The 14,243-nt window shown below is 66.5% G+C and carries 16 protein-coding genes; 7 read left to right on the forward strand and 9 right to left on the reverse strand.

Going from position 1 to position 14,243, the window contains the following annotated elements; genetic code table 11:
- Positions 1–159: 159 nt before the first annotated feature.
- The 6 genes from ACIP1U_RS01290 (at position 160) to ACIP1U_RS01315 (ending at position 6,772) form a co-directional block, all read left to right on the forward strand.
- Positions 160–867, forward strand: a complete 708-nt coding sequence (locus ACIP1U_RS01290) for a DUF2889 domain-containing protein (protein WP_400310731.1) — start codon at positions 160–162, stop codon at positions 865–867.
- A gap of 91 nt (positions 868–958) precedes the next feature.
- Positions 959–2,125, forward strand: a complete 1,167-nt coding sequence (gene sucC, locus ACIP1U_RS01295) for an ADP-forming succinate--CoA ligase subunit beta (protein ID WP_400310734.1) — start codon at positions 959–961, stop codon at positions 2,123–2,125.
- A gap of 99 nt (positions 2,126–2,224) precedes the next feature.
- Positions 2,225–3,106, forward strand: coding sequence for a succinate--CoA ligase subunit alpha (gene sucD / locus ACIP1U_RS01300; RefSeq protein ID WP_400310736.1), 882 nt, complete (start codon positions 2,225–2,227; stop codon positions 3,104–3,106).
- A gap of 253 nt (positions 3,107–3,359) precedes the next feature.
- Positions 3,360–4,055, forward strand: a complete 696-nt coding sequence (locus ACIP1U_RS01305; RefSeq protein WP_400310738.1) for a TerC family protein — start codon at positions 3,360–3,362, stop codon at positions 4,053–4,055.
- A 320-nt stretch (positions 4,056–4,375) separates the two neighbouring features.
- Positions 4,376–4,870, forward strand: a complete 495-nt coding sequence (locus tag ACIP1U_RS01310; protein ID WP_400310739.1) for a prepilin-type N-terminal cleavage/methylation domain-containing protein — start codon at positions 4,376–4,378, stop codon at positions 4,868–4,870.
- A 93-nt stretch (positions 4,871–4,963) separates the two neighbouring features.
- Positions 4,964–6,772 (forward strand): PglL family O-oligosaccharyltransferase, encoded by a 1,809-nt coding sequence (locus tag ACIP1U_RS01315; protein ID WP_400310742.1) that lies wholly within the window; start codon positions 4,964–4,966, stop codon positions 6,770–6,772.
- A gap of 1 nt (position 6,773) precedes the next feature.
- On the opposite strand, the gene ACIP1U_RS01320 is transcribed toward ACIP1U_RS01315, so the two are convergent.
- The 4 genes from ACIP1U_RS01320 to moaC all read right to left on the reverse strand — a co-directional run bounded on the left by ACIP1U_RS01320 (position 6,774) and on the right by moaC (position 8,664).
- The gene (locus ACIP1U_RS01320) at positions 6,774–7,283 is read right to left on the reverse strand and encodes a hypothetical protein (protein ID WP_400310744.1); all 510 of its coding nucleotides are present in this window, start codon (positions 7,281–7,283) and stop codon (positions 6,774–6,776) included.
- A gap of 16 nt (positions 7,284–7,299) precedes the next feature.
- Positions 7,300–7,752, reverse strand: coding sequence for a hypothetical protein (locus ACIP1U_RS01325; protein WP_400310747.1), 453 nt, complete (start codon positions 7,750–7,752; stop codon positions 7,300–7,302).
- 205 nt (positions 7,753–7,957) lie between these two features.
- Positions 7,958–8,080 carry a hypothetical protein gene (locus tag ACIP1U_RS01330; protein WP_400310749.1) on the reverse strand — a complete coding sequence of 41 codons (123 nt, stop codon included), beginning with the start codon at positions 8,078–8,080 and terminating at the stop codon, positions 7,958–7,960.
- A 98-nt stretch (positions 8,081–8,178) separates the two neighbouring features.
- Positions 8,179–8,664, reverse strand: a complete 486-nt coding sequence (gene moaC / locus ACIP1U_RS01335; protein ID WP_400310751.1) for a cyclic pyranopterin monophosphate synthase MoaC — start codon at positions 8,662–8,664, stop codon at positions 8,179–8,181.
- An 82-nt stretch (positions 8,665–8,746) separates the two neighbouring features.
- Between moaC and ACIP1U_RS01340 the strand changes: the two genes are divergently transcribed.
- Positions 8,747–10,582 carry a M48 family metalloprotease gene (locus tag ACIP1U_RS01340; RefSeq protein ID WP_400310754.1) on the forward strand — a complete coding sequence of 612 codons (1,836 nt, stop codon included), beginning with the start codon at positions 8,747–8,749 and terminating at the stop codon, positions 10,580–10,582.
- Positions 10,583–10,631: 49 nt separating this feature from the next.
- Here the strand turns inward: ACIP1U_RS01340 and ACIP1U_RS01345 are convergent, their stop codons facing one another.
- From ACIP1U_RS01345 to ACIP1U_RS01365, 5 genes are all read right to left on the reverse strand, one after another.
- Positions 10,632–11,198 carry a DUF2946 family protein gene (locus tag ACIP1U_RS01345; protein WP_400310756.1) on the reverse strand — a complete coding sequence of 189 codons (567 nt, stop codon included), beginning with the start codon at positions 11,196–11,198 and terminating at the stop codon, positions 10,632–10,634.
- Positions 11,199–11,244: 46 nt separating this feature from the next.
- Positions 11,245–12,339 (reverse strand): YheT family hydrolase, encoded by a 1,095-nt coding sequence (locus ACIP1U_RS01350; protein WP_400310759.1) that lies wholly within the window; start codon positions 12,337–12,339, stop codon positions 11,245–11,247.
- A gap of 65 nt (positions 12,340–12,404) precedes the next feature.
- Positions 12,405–12,845, reverse strand: a complete 441-nt coding sequence (locus tag ACIP1U_RS01355) for a YybH family protein (protein ID WP_400310762.1) — start codon at positions 12,843–12,845, stop codon at positions 12,405–12,407.
- Between the two features lie 18 nt (positions 12,846–12,863).
- A complete protein-coding gene (waaF, locus tag ACIP1U_RS01360; protein ID WP_400310764.1) occupies positions 12,864–13,886 on the reverse strand; it encodes a lipopolysaccharide heptosyltransferase II in 1,023 nt (340 codons plus the stop codon).
- A 136-nt stretch (positions 13,887–14,022) separates the two neighbouring features.
- On the reverse strand, positions 14,023–14,217 hold the full coding sequence (locus ACIP1U_RS01365) for a zinc-finger domain-containing protein (RefSeq protein ID WP_209756767.1): 195 nt from the start codon (positions 14,215–14,217) through the stop codon (positions 14,023–14,025).
- Between the last annotated feature and the right edge of the window lie 26 nt (positions 14,218–14,243).

Genomic DNA, 14,243 nt, shown 5'->3' on the forward strand with positions numbered 1-14,243 from the left:
GGTGTAATGGCGCGCCGGTCGCCCGACAATGCGGGGCGACAGTCGCCGCACAAGGATGTTCCCGGGCAAACCAGCGCGGCATGTTAAACTCCCCGGGTTATTCGGTGCTCCGGCGCCCCGTTCCCAAGCCCCCAGCGTTTCCGTTATTCCAGCCTGGCCATGCCTCTGTCCCAGCCCGTCAACCGCTCCCTGCGCCATCGCCGTGCCATTACGGCCGAGGCGTACCAGAGAGAGGACGGCCTGTGGGATGTCGAGGTGCGCCTGACCGACACCAAGCCCCGCGATATCGAACTTGCCGGCGACCGTATCCGCCCGGTGGGCCAGCCCCTGCATGACCTGTGGCTGCGCGTCACGATCAACGAGGACATGACGGTGCTGGACGCCGAGGCCTGCTCTGACTGGGTGCCGTACCCGTCGCAGTGCGACACCATCGGCCCGGCCTACCGCAAGCTGATTGGCCTGAACCTGCGCAAGGGCTTCCGCAAGGCGGTGCGCGAGCGCCTGGCCGGCATCAACGGCTGTTCCCACCTGACTGAAGCCGCCGGCGTGCTGCCCAGCACCGCGATCCAGGCATTTGCCGGCGAAGTCATCAGCATCCGCGACAACGGCGAGGACGATCCGAATCCGGAGCCGCCCTATCAGTTGCACGGCTGCCATGCGCTGCGTTTCGATGGCGAGGTGGTCCGTGAGTTTTACCCGCGCTGGTATGGTCACCAGCCGACGCCCAAGGCAAGGGCCGAGGCCGCACCTGCCGTCGCAACCGCGCCTCGGGCGCCCGCCGTGGCCAATGGCGACCGCGGTGGTCAAGCCAACGACGACGGCAACGACGCTGTCCCGGCCGACAGGCCAACCGGCACTTCCGGCTGATTCTCAGGATCGGCCACCCAGACGAGAGAGTTCGTCTCCTTTTTCAGATTCTTCCCTTCTACCTTTTACGCCTACCCGAAAGGAAACACGCATGAATATCCATGAGTATCAAGGCAAGGAAATCCTGCGCAAATACAATGTGCCGGTTCCGCGCGGCATCCCCGCGTTCTCGGTTGACGAGGCCCTGAAGGCCGCAGAACAGCTCGGCGGCCCGGTGTGGGTTGTCAAGGCACAGATTCATGCGGGCGGCCGCGGCAAGGGCGGCGGCGTCAAGGTTGCCAAGAGCATTGAAGACGTCAAGACCTATGCCTCGAACATCCTGGGCATGCAACTGGTCACGCACCAGACCGGCCCGGAAGGCAAGAAGGTCAACCGCCTGCTGATCGAAGAAGGCGCCGACATCAAGAAGGAACTGTACGTTTCGCTGGTGGTGGACCGCGTTTCGCAGAAGATCGCGCTGATGGCGTCGAGCGAAGGCGGCATGGACATCGAAGAAGTCGCTGCCCACACCCCGGAAAAGATCCACACCCTGATCATCGAGCCGTCGACCGGCCTGACCGACGCTGACGCCGACGACATCGCCCGCAAGATCGGCGTGCCCGACGCAAGCGTGTCGCAAGCCCGCCAGGCCCTGCAAGGCCTGTACAAGGCGTTCTACGACACCGACGCCTCGCTGGCCGAAATCAACCCGCTGATCCTGACCGGCGAAGGCAAGGTCATCGCGCTGGACGCCAAGTTCAACTTCGACTCGAACGCGCTGTTCCGTCACCCGGAAATCGTCGCCTACCGCGACCTGGATGAAGAAGACGCCAACGAAATCGAAGCCTCGAAGTTCGACCTGGCCTACATTTCGCTGGACGGCAACATCGGCTGCCTGGTGAACGGCGCCGGCCTGGCCATGGCCACCATGGACACCATCAAGCTGTTCGGCGGCGAGCCGGCCAACTTCCTCGACGTGGGCGGCGGTGCCACCACCGAGAAGGTGACCGAAGCCTTCAAGCTGATGCTGAGCAACAAGAACGTGCAGGCCATCCTGGTCAACATCTTCGGCGGCATCATGCGTTGCGACGTGATCGCCGAAGGCGTGATCTCCGCTTCCAAGGCAGTGCACCTGACGGTGCCGCTGGTCGTGCGCATGAAGGGCACCAACGAAGAACTCGGCCGCAAGATGCTGGCCGAATCGGGCCTGCCCATCATCTCGGCCGACACGATGGAAGAAGCCGCCCAGAAGGTGGTGGCCGCTGCCGCTGGCAAGTAAGCCGTCGCACGAACGCAACCATACGCGAACGCGAGCCGTGCGCAGGTGCTCCCTTGAGCCCCTGTGCGCGCCGCTCGTAGCCAAGCAAAGGATTACAGCATGTCGATTCTGATCAACAAAGACACCAAGGTCATCACCCAGGGCATCACCGGCAAGACCGGCCAGTTCCACACCCGTGGCTGCCGCGACTACGCTAATGGCAAGAACGCCTTCGTCGCAGGCGTGAACCCGAAGAAGGCCGGCGAAGACTTCGAAGGCATTCCCATCTACGCCAGCGTCAAGGACGCCAAGGCCCAGACCGGCGCCACCGTGTCGGTCATCTACGTGCCGCCCGCGGGCGCCGCTGCCGCGATCTGGGAAGCCGTTGACGCCGACCTGGACCTGGTGGTCTGCATCACCGAAGGCATCCCCGTGCGCGACATGATGGAAGTCAAGGACCGCATGCGCCGCGAGAACAAGAAGACCCTGCTGCTGGGACCGAACTGCCCGGGCCTGATCACGCCGGACGAAATCAAGATCGGCATCATGCCGGGCCACATCCACAAGAAGGGCCGCATCGGCGTGGTGTCGCGCTCGGGCACGCTGACGTACGAAGCCGTGGGGCAGCTGTCCGCGCTGGGCCGGGGCCAGTCGTCGGCTGTCGGCAGCGGTGGCGACCCCGTCAAGGGCCTGAAGCACATCGACGTGATGAAGATGTTCAACGACGATCCGGAAACGGACGCCGAGGTCATGATCGGTGAGATCGGTGGTCCGGACGAAGCCAACGCCGCCCACTGGATCAAGGACAACATGAAGAAGCCGGTGGTTGGCTTCATCGCTGGCGTGACCGCGCCTCCGGGCAAGCGCATGGGCCACGCCGGCGCGCTGATCTCGGGTGGTGCCGATACGGCCCAGGCCAAGCTGGAAATCATGGAAGCCTGCGGCATCAAGGTGACCAAGAACCCGTCGGAGATGGGCCGCCTGCTGAAGGCGATGCTGTAAGACATCGCCGCCGTTCCCGCGATAGCGGGATCGACTGTTCCTGCAATGCCCCCGCCTTGGCGGGGGCATTGTTTTTTCGGGGAAGTGAATCAAGCGCCACGAATGGGCCTGAGCATTACAAAATTGAAATCTAATCGAAAGGTTCATCGGTTAAACAGTCATGTCTGCGCCTTCAGACATCCGAAAACCGGTCAGATGACGGGGCGCACCATCACATAGAACCGCCATTACATAGAACTCGAGGAGCTTCCCCGTGGAACTGCTGTCTTCCACCACTTTCTGGATTGCGTTGGGATCGATCATCCTGACCAACATCGTCCTGTCCGGCGACAACGCGGTGGTGATCGCGCTCGCCTCGCGCAACCTGCCGCCCGCCCAGCAGAAGAAAGCCATCTTCTGGGGCAGCGCCGCCGCCATCATCATGCGCGTGGTGCTGACCGTGGCCGCGGTCAAGCTGCTGAGCCTGCCGTACCTGAAGATCGTCGGCGCCGTGCTGCTGGTCTATATCGGCGTGCAACTGCTGACCGGCGATGACGACGAGGAAGGCCACGACGGCAAGGACAATATCTGGGCCGCCATCCGCACCATCCTGATCGCCGACCTGGTGATGTCGCTGGACAACGTGGTCGCCGTGGCCGCCGCGGCGCAGAAGGGCCCCGAGGGCAGCCAGCTGATGCTGCTGGTCATCGGCCTGGGCCTGTCGATCCCGCTGATCGTGTTCGGCAGCACGCTGCTGCTCAAGGTGATGGAGCGCTTCCCGGTCATCATCGTGCTGGGCGCGGCGCTGCTGGGCTACCTGGCTGGTGAGATGCTGGTCAGCGATCCGGTCGATGCCGCCTGGTTCGAGGTCCACGTGCCGCACGCCCACCTGGTATTCGGTGCAGCTGGTGCGATCCTGGTGGTGATCATCGGCAAGCTGCTGAACCGCCGGTCGGCGCAGACGGCCTGACGGGGGACTGCATCGCAGGAAAGGGCGGCCGGTTGGCCGCCCTTTTTCGTTGCCCCTTGGCGGACGTCCTTTGTCGGTGGGATTTCTAACTAACTCATGTGAGTGATCGCACTTTTTGTCGCTTCGGCCGGTGGTAGCGCTGGCCAGGTGACAAAATTTGGCGCAAGCGGTGGGCTTCCCGTTGCTGGGTGACGAAATTTGTCGCTTTCCGCCCCCTACGGATGGGGGATATGGCTGGCATGCTTACTGCTCATTAGTCCCCGCGTCACGAAACCGAAGACGTGCAACGCTTAACCAAAATCTCTTCGAGGGGTCAAATCATGCAACGGGTACAACAACTGAAGAAGCTGGGCCGTCGAGTCCAGAAGGGCTTTACGCTGATCGAACTGATGATCGTGGTGGCGATCATTGGTATTTTGGCGGCGATCGCGATTCCGCAGTATCAGGACTATGTGACGCGTAGCCGGTGGTCGAGCCCGCTGACGGAAATTGCACCATTGAAGCAGGCGATCGCCCAATGTGCGCAGGTCTCGGGTGGCAACTTGACTGCATGTGGAACTCTTGCTCAGCTCACCGCCGCGACCGGTTACCCGGCAGTACCCGCACCGGCCGGTGTCACCTTGCTGTTTGGCGCTGGCGCGCCGACGGCCCCCACCGCTACAACAACAACCATTGAGTTGACTGCTGCGGCAAACAACCTGGGCTTGGCAAACGGTTGTGTGGTGACTCTGACCGGCACCAGCAATGCGAACTCGATTACTTGGACCGGTGCAACTACGGGCGCAACTTGCACGCGTGCGCAGACGGGTGTCTAAACCACGAATGCAAGAAAGAAAAGCGCCTTCGGGCGCTTTTTCTTTACCCGGCGCCCAAGCTATCATGCGCCTTTCCCCAAATCAGGCGCCTCAATGCCGCCGTCCCGGACCACCCTCCCGTCGGCTGCCCTCATCGCAGCAATCGTCTTCCCGCTGCTAGTCTCCCGGCATACGCTCCCACTCGCGACGTTCTACGGCGAATGGACCGCCGCATGCTGCGCGCTCGCTTTGGTCGCGTTCCCGGCACTCCGCAAGCCCGCCACACCAGCGGCATACGCGACGATTTCGCTGCCGTGGATAGCCTTGCTGTTCTGCTGGCTCGTCGCCGTGGGCCTGACACGCACCGCTCTCGGCCACACTGATATCACCGGCAGCGCCACCCTCACTATCCTGACCCTGTTGCTCGGCGCAGCCGTGACATGCGCCGCATGGTCGTACCGCCGCAGTCCCGCATCCGCGACGCTCAACGCCGGCGACACCCTTGCCATCGCCTTCCTGATTGCCGGCCTTCTCGGCACCGTCACGCAGTGGGTCCAGCTGTTCCATCTGGAGCGCAGCACGTTCGGCCTCGTTTCCACCTACTTCTACGACGACAACCGCCGCCTCTGGGGCAATCTCAACCAGCCCAACCACCAGGCCACCGTCCACGGTCTTGCACTGGTCGCGTCAGTCTGGCTGGCCTCGCGCGGCAGGCTGCGCTTCCCGATGTGGCTGGCCGCTGTGGCGCTGCTGGAAAGCGGCATCGTGCTATCCGGATCGCGCACCGGTGTACTGCACGTCGCGCTGGCCGCCGCCTACGCGCTGGTGGCCGCATGGTTGGCACGCGGCACGCCGCGCGAGGCGGATCCGATGCGGCGCACGACCGGGCTGCTGGTGGCCGCGGTCGCCATGATCGTGATGCTGCTGGTGCTGCAGCCAGCGATCCGTGCCGCCGGCCAGTTGCTCGACTGGCGCCTGTTCGACACCATCGCGCAACTGGAAGCCGAAGACCAGATGTCCGCCCGTGGCGCGCTCTGGGCCCATGCGCTGGCGATGTTCCGCGCGCATCCCTGGCTCGGCGTCGGCTGGGGCGAGTTTGGCTGGGCGCAGTTCATGCAGCTGCCGCAGGTTGGCGTGAAGGTGGAAATGTCCCTGCACGCCCACAATGCCGTGCTCGATCTGCTGGCCAAGACCGGCATCGCCGGCACGCTCGGCGTTGCGCTGATTCTCGCAGCGTGGCTGTGGCGCGTGGTGCGGGCGCGGCTCTGGCAGGCTGAAAATGGGGAACGTCACGAGACGGTGCTGATGCTGGCATGGCTGGCGATGCTGTGCGCGCATTCGATGCTCGAATACCCGTTGCACTACCTGTACTTTTTCCTGCCGTTCTGTTTCCTGCTGGGCTGGCTGGAGCCTGCCGCCGCCGGATCATGGCGCGTTCCGACTGGCGTGGCAAAGGGTTTGAACGTGGCATTCCTGGCGCTTGCCGTCGCCATCCTGGCAACCATGTGGCAGGACTACCGCCGCGCCGAAGCACGCGAATACGCCGCCAGCGAAACCCGCAACACCTTGCCGATGCCGCGCTTCTGGTTCCGCCAGCACGCACAGGCCGATGCCGCGGGGCTGGCCGTCATCACGCCGCAGAACGCAGCGGAACTGCTGCCCGCACATATCGCCGCGGTGCATTTGCTGCCGACCCCGACGATGATCGCGCGCACGGCGTGGCTGCTGGCGCTGACCGGCGATGGCGCGCAGGGCCGGCTATGGATGGAACGGCTGCGCTGGTACTACCTCGGCGATGAAGCGACGCAATACGCCGAGGTAGCAAAGGCATGCCGCGAATTGTCGGAAGGCGAACGCCCGCAGGCGTTCTGCGCCTGGACCACCGACCGCTCGCGGCGGCTCTCGGCGTGGGGCCGCAACTAAGTTAGTAGTAAGGAACGTAGTACGCCGGCGGAGGCGGCGCATAGTAGTAATACCGCGGCGCAGGCGCCGGCGCTGCGGCCACCCGCCCCGATACCGGCACGCGGTTGCCGCTGGCGTACATGCACTGCACATAGGCGGCGTCGTATTGCCGCTGCGTGCCGTATCCCGCGTACTGCGCGTTGCCCGCACCTACCGCGGCGCCCGTCAGCAGGCCCACGCCGGCGCCGACCGCCGCGCCTGATCCGCCATTGAAGGCCGCACCGGCCGCCGCGCCCAGCGCGGTGCCGACCACGGCGCTGCCGACCGCCGCGTTGTTGGCGGCTTGCGAGGAACTCACGCCGCCGACCTGCCCGAAGGCGAACTGGCGGCAGTTGTAGTCGTCGGCACGGAACTGGTCGAAGCTCTTGCCGGTGCCCGGCAACGCCATCACGCTCGGGCCCGAAGGCATCACGACGCAGGCGCCGACGGTCAGGGTGGCCACGGCGAGCGTGGCGCGGATCAGGGCTCGCATGCTGCGCTCCACGCTGTCAGGAGTTGGCCGGCGGCTGGGCCGGTACGCGTTGCCAGCCGCCCGGGCAGGACTGCACATAGGGGTAATAACCTTCCGGCTGGTTGCAGTGGTACCACCAGCCCTGGTCTTGCGGCACTGCCCGCTCGGGCCCCGGGGCGGGCACCGGCCCATCAGGGCCCCGCTCGATGTATTGAGGTGGCTCGGCCGGGACGGTGACGACCGGAGCCGGGTAGTAATAGGGCGCAGGGTAGGCAGGGTAGTAATACGGGTAGCCACCGAACACGACGCTGGGGCCGAAATAGAAGCCCACGCCGACACGCGTCTTGATCATGCCGCCGCGTCTGTCCGCGTCATGCCAGCCGGCATTGTGGATATCGGCCCGCCCGGCAAGGGCGGCGCCGCTCGCGGCCGTGGCCGCCAGTGCCAGTACCAGCGCCAGTACCAGCTGGCAGAGCTTGCGCCCGTTCATGGTATTCACCTTTCCCCCGCGTGGCTGAAAGGCTCGCCGCGGGCAGAGGCAGCCGGCCGCGAAATGCGCCGGCCCGCAATCGTATTGAATACCAAATTGTCGTGCGCAGGCGCCGCGGCGGCGCATGTGGAAATGCGGCGTTACTTTTATTGCCGAGGAACGACAGAGCCGTAGACGCCGTGGCCTGACGCACACGACTAGCCCGTCATCCCCGGATCCGCCCATGCGTGCCGGCCTGTTCGGCAAACAGGCCCAGGCCAAACACCTCGTAATGAATGCGCGACGCATGGGTGCCAGGATTCCCCAGTGCATCATGCTGCATTCGCATGAAGAAAATCCGGCCGCAGAGGTATTGCGCTTATAGAAGTCCAGGTGCCGTGATTGCCGTTTGGCGCATGCCGACCCCGGGCGGCGCAGCCAGGCCAATCACTGTCCTGCGGCTGCCACCCAATCCCCCGACTTGCCCCCATGCTTTTCCAGCAGCTTCACATTGCCGATCACCATGCCGCGGTCCACCGCCTTGCACATGTCGTAGATGGTCAGCAGCGCCACCTGCACGCCGGTCAGTGCCTCCATCTCGACGCCGGTCTGCCCGCGGGTTTCGGTGCGGACGGTGCAGCCGACGGTGGCGTTGGCCTCGTCGAGCGCAAAGTCGACCGCGACCTTGGTCAGCCCGATCGGGTGGCACAGCGGGATCAGGTCGGCGGTGCGCTTGGTGGCCATGATCGCGGCCACGCGCGCGATGCCGAGCACGTCGCCCTTCTTGGCATTGCCGTCGCGCACCAGCGCGAAGGTGTCGGGCAGCATGGTGATGGTGCCGGTGGCCACGGCGACGCGATGCGTGCTGGCCTTGTCGCCGACGTCGACCATGTGGGCCTGGCCGGCGGTATCGAAATGGGTGAGCTGGGTCATGGCTGGGCTTTGTGCAGGACGCCTTGGGCGGGGGGAGGGCCGTCTGATGGGAACGGCCACCGGAGGCCGCTATCATAGCAACATGCCAAAACAACCATCGCTTCGCAGGCCTGCCGCGCCCGGCCATTGTGCCGCGGCGGATGCCGCGCCTGCCGGTTCGGCGTCACATCGTGGTCGCCTTGGGTCGCCATGGCGGCGGTCGCTGGCGGCGCTGCTGGCGCTGAGCATCGCGTCGCCGGCGTGGCCGCAGGCGACGCCGCGCGCGCCGGCCTCGGCCGCGGCAGCGGCAGCGGCAGCGGCAGCGCCGGCCAAGCCGGTCACGTCCACGCGCGCGACGCAGCCGGTGCCATCGTTGTCCGGCGAGGCCAGCGACCAGGTCTACGACAACCTGAACCGCAGCATCAAGGCCGGCCAGAAGTCCGAGTTCGGCCTGCGCACCAACAATGCGGTGGTCGAGGGCGGCGGGGTGCAGCTGCCTGACCTGGGCGACCCGTCCACGGCATCGCTGTCGCCCGACATGGAAAAGCGCCTGGGCGAGCGCATCATGCGCGATATCCGCCGCGATCCGCTGTACGTGCCGGATCCGCTGCTGTCGGATTACCTGAACGCGCTCGGCTACCGGCTGGTGCAGGCGGCGCGGCGGCAGAACATCTCGGGCTCGACCGGCGCCGGCACTTTTGCCACGGGCTTCGACCTGTTCGCGGTGCGTGACCGCAGCATCAACGCCTTCGCGCTGCCGGGCGGCTATATCGGCGTGCATACCGGGCTGCTGGTGCAGTCCGATACCGAGTCGGAGCTTGCCTCGGTGCTAGGCCATGAAATCGGCCACGTGATGCAGCGCCATATCGCGCGCGGCATCACGTCGCAAGACCAGTCGATGTGGATCGCGCTGGCGTCGATGGTGCTGGCCGGGCTCGCCGCCACGCGCAGCCCCGATGCCGCGGCGGCGCTGGCGATGGGCGGGCAGGGCGCCGCCATTGCCAACCAGCTTTCGTTCTCGCGCGGCGCGGAGCGCGAGGCCGACCGCGTCGGCTTCCAGATCATGACCGCGGCGGGCTTCGACCCGCAGGGCATGCCTGACTTCTTCGCGCGGCTGCAGCGCGTGTCCGGCATCTCGGAAAGCTCGGTGCCGTCCTATGTGCGCACCCACCCGCTGACTTCCGAGCGTCTCGCCGACATGCAGGACCGCGTGAGCCACGTCAACGCGCGCAAGGTGCCCAATACGCCCGAGTATGAGTTTGCACGGATGCGCGCGCGCGTGATCCAGGAGTCGTCCCCGAGCGACCTGCAGACCTTGCGCAATGCACTGCGCGCGCAGCTGCCGGGCGCCTCGGCGCTGCGCGCGCCGGCGCTGCTTTACGGCCTCGCCTTCACCGAGCAGCGCCTAGGCCGTCCCGCCGCCGCCGAGCAGGAACTGGCGGAGGCGCGGCGGCTGTACGGCACCATCCCCGGCGCCAGCTCGGGCAGCCCCATGCTGGACGTGATGGCGATCCAGCTGGCGCGCACGCAGGGCCGCGTGCCCGATGCGCTGGCACAGGCCATGGCGTCGATGAAAGCCTTCCCGCTCTCTCATGCGGTATCGGTCGTCTATGCCGAGACCCTGATCGGCTCAGGCCGCTATGACGAGGCGGTGCGTTTCCTGCGCGAACGCACGCGCCAGGAAACCAGCCGCAGCGATTGGTGGGAGATGCTGGCGCGCGCATACGCCGGCCAGGGCAAGCGGGTGCAGCAGCACCAGGCGCTGGCCGAGAAGTACGCGATGGATGGCGCCTACCAGGCCGCGATCGAACAGCTGCAGATCGCCCGCAAGGCCGGAGACGGTGACTTCTATACGCTGTCGGAGGTCGACGCCCGCCTGCACCAGCTGGAACGCCAGTATCGCGAGGACAAGCAGGACAGCAAGGGCATGCCGAACTGAGGCAAGCCCGAGACAAGCCCAGTCAGGGCCGGCCAGGGCCTGGACGACGTCAGGCCGCCGGCTGGCGCACGAAGCCGAAGCGCTTGGGCACCTCGCTTTCCGCGATGGGCTCGATCGGGAGGTCGCGGCCGTCGTGGTGGAACAGGCCGAGTTCGGTGCCGCAGGCCTCGCCATGCCAGGTGCTGCTGCCGCTGAAGGTCTCCAGGTCATGGTCGTGCAGCAACGCGGCCTGCGTACCGTCCACGCCGTCGACCTTCCCGGCCAGCACCACGTTGCCATGCTCGTCCGCGTAGCAGGCCTGCAGCGCAAAGGGCTGCCGCGAGGTGGTGCAAAGCGTGCCCTGGTGCAGCCGCACGATCCACGGCGCGTATGCCAACCCGACGAACACCTTCTGCGGCCCGTTCTGGAAATACCACGCGCCGCGCTCGTCGCACAGGTAGTTGCGTTCGATGAAGGCGACCAGCGCTTCGTTGCGCACCGGCTCGCCGGACAGCCCGTGCTGCTGGGCGTATTCATTGCGCAGGCGCCACTGCCCGCGCCGGTCCAGCGCGAGCCAGCCATAGGCGTTGGGCACGTTGGGCCAGCGCGCCATGGCCTGCCTGACGATGTCGTCCATCTCCGTCTCCTCTGCCGGCAAGGGGCCAAGCACGCCGCCGCCGGCTTTACATCATGCTGTCGAAAAAGCGCAGGATCCGCGCCGGCAGCCATTCGATATGGCCGCCGAACGCTATCCCTGACTGGCTGTCGGGCAGCCACAGATGGCGCCGCCAGCCTTCATGCGGGGTCATGAAGCCGACGTGGCCGCCGTGCTCTGGCTGCTCCAGCCAAACCTGCGGGCTGACGTCGGCCGCGCCGGGCAGGTGCCGCGCGGGCAGGAAAGGGTCGTTGCGCGCATTGAGCACCAGCGTGGGTACGGCGATCGCGCCGAGCACCGGCTTGCTGGCGGCGCGGCGCCAGTAGTCGTCGGTGTCGGCATAGCCGTGCAGCGGCGCCGTGACCACGTTGTCGAAGGCGTACAGGTCGCGGCTGGCCAGCATCGCCTCGCGGTCGAACAGGCCGGGGAACTGCGCGAGCTTGGCCAGCGACTTGCGCTTGAGCGTCTGCAGGAACATGCGCGTATAGAGCAAGTTGAAGCCGGCCGACAGCGCCGCGCCGCCCGCGGCCAGGTCCAGCGGCGCCGAGATCGCGGCAGCGGCGTGTATATGGCTGGCACCGTTGCCGTCCTCGCCCAGCAGGCGCAGCAGCGCGTTGCCCCCCAGCGAGATGCCGACCACCAGCAGCTTGCGGCCTTGGGCGCAGTGCTGGCGGTGCACGCGTTCCAGCACCCAGCGCAGTTCGGCCGAGTCGCCGGAGTGGTAGAAGCGGGGCGCCAGGTTGAGCTCGCCCGAGCAGCCGCGGAAATGCGGGACCACGCCTTGCCAGCCGCGCGTGCCCAGCGCGTGCATCAGTGCCTGCGCGTAGTGGCTGTTCGAATCGCCCTCCAGCCCATGGAACATCACCACCAGCGGCGTGTCCGGCTGCACCGGGTGGGTGGTCCAGTCCAGGTCGATGAAGTCGCCGTCAGGCGTGTCCCAGCGCTCGCGCCGGAACGCCACGCGCGGCGGGCGGCGCGTGAAGCGGGCAGGGATGATGGTCTGGGCATGGCCGCCGCGCAGCCACCAGGGCATGGCGATGCCGTCGCCGTAGCCGTGGGCATGCTCGTGCGGCGTGGCGGCGACAGGCAAACGATGCGTCAGGAAATCGGGGCGCTGCGTCATGCCAGCTCGTTCATGCAGTAATGCAGTCTTGCTCGGTTGCCACCGGGCCGTGCGGCCCGGCTGGCTCAGTGCAGCGCCTGGCCAGGTGCCGCAGCCACCGCGGCCACCTGCACGGCATTGGCCGGGCTGCAGTGGATATGCGCCAGCCGCCAGCCTTCGTGGTTCTGCATCAGCACATAGGTGGTGTGCACGTACAGGTCGGCCTCGACCCGGTCGCTGCCGAAGCGCAGCGCCTCGGTCACGTCGAAGATCGACACGGCCATCGATGCGTGGCTGCTGGTTTCGATCGCGTCGACCAGCACCGGCTGCTCTTCCAGCAATTGCGAGAACGCGTGGCGCAGCTGTTCGTGGCCAATCATGCGTTGGCCGTCGGGCAGCACGCAGGTGATCGAGTCCTCGTCCAGCCACAGGCGCAGCGCGCCCTCGGCATCGCGCAGCTTGAGCGCCTCGCGAAAGGCTTCGACGATGTCTTCGGCAGAATCGAACAGGCGGGCAAAACGAGGCATGGTGGCAGTGTCAGGGTGTCAGGGCCGGTGCAGCAGCTTGCGCAGCTCAACGAAGACCATTTCGGGTTCGATCTCTTTCAGGCAGCGCAGGTGGCCCAGCGGGCACTCTCGCTTAAAGCACGGGCTGCACTCCAACTGCAGCCACATGATACTCGCAGCCTGTGACAGCGGCGGCGTGTGTCGCGGATCGCTCGAGCCATAGACCGCCACCTGCGGCCGGTTCAGCGCCGCGGTCACGTGCATCAGCCCGGAATCGTTGCAAACCGCGGCCTCGGACAGCGCCAGCAGGTCCACGGCATCATCGAGCGAGGTCTGCCCGCACAGGTTGCGCACGAACGGTGCGTCCTTGACGATCTCGGCGGCGATCTCGGCGTCCTTGGCCGAGCCCAGCGTAATCATCTGCGCGTACGGGTAGGAGCGCCGCAGCATCTGCGCCAGCCTGGCAAAGTGGCCGGCGGGCCAGCGCTTGGCGGGGCCGAACTCGGCGCCCGGGCAGAACGCGATGACGCGCGTGTGCGGGGCAATGCCGAAGCGCTCCGCGGTCGCCGCCATGCGCGCCGGGTCGACGCGCAGGCGGGGTTCGGGGATGTTCTCGGGCAAGCGCGCGCCGGGCTTGAGCGCGAGGCGGGCATAGTGCTCGACCATCGGCGGGCGGTGGTCGCGCGGCGGGTTGGCATGGCGTACGTTGAGCATGCCGAAGCGCGCTTCGCCACGGTAGCCGATGCGCAGCGGAATGCCGGCCAGCCACGGGATCAGCGCCGACTTGAGCGAATTCGGCAGCACGTAGGCGAGGTCGTAGCCTTCGTTCTTGAGCTGCTGCGCGAACATCAGCCGCGCCGACAGCTGCAGCTTGCCGTGCGCCAGGTCGGACGGGAACACGCGGCCGATCTCGGGCATGCGCGCGAGCACCGGCGCCACCCACTTGGGCGCGAGGGCGTCGATGACCAGGCGCGGATGGCGCGCCTTGAGCAGCGCGAACAGCGGCTGCGCCATCAGGGCGTCGCCGATCCAGTTGGGGGCGATGACGAGGGCTTTCTTCATGGGCGGGGCGCGGGAAGCCGGTTTGCCGGCACGATCGCAGACACGAGCGCCGACACATTCTCCGGTAACAGCAACGCTCCGGGGCGCCTGCGGGCGGCCCGGAGCGTCAAAGTCGTGCGAAAACCGGCGGCTCGGGTCAGTGGTGGCCCTTCAGCACGGTGCCCGGCTTGAGCTTGTAGACGGTACCGCAGTACGGACACTTGGCTTCGCCGGTGTCGGCCACGTCCAGGAACACGCGCGGGTGGTGGTTCCAGGCCGGGGTGTTGGCGGTGGGGCAGTGCAGCGGAATGTCTTCGGCGCCGATTTCGATGATGGTGGCGGTTTGCGTCATGGTGTTGCGGGGATTGAGGCTGATTG

It is taken from the genome of Cupriavidus sp. NPDC089707, from assembly GCF_044748965.1.
Classification (GTDB): domain Bacteria; phylum Pseudomonadota; class Gammaproteobacteria; order Burkholderiales; family Burkholderiaceae; genus Cupriavidus.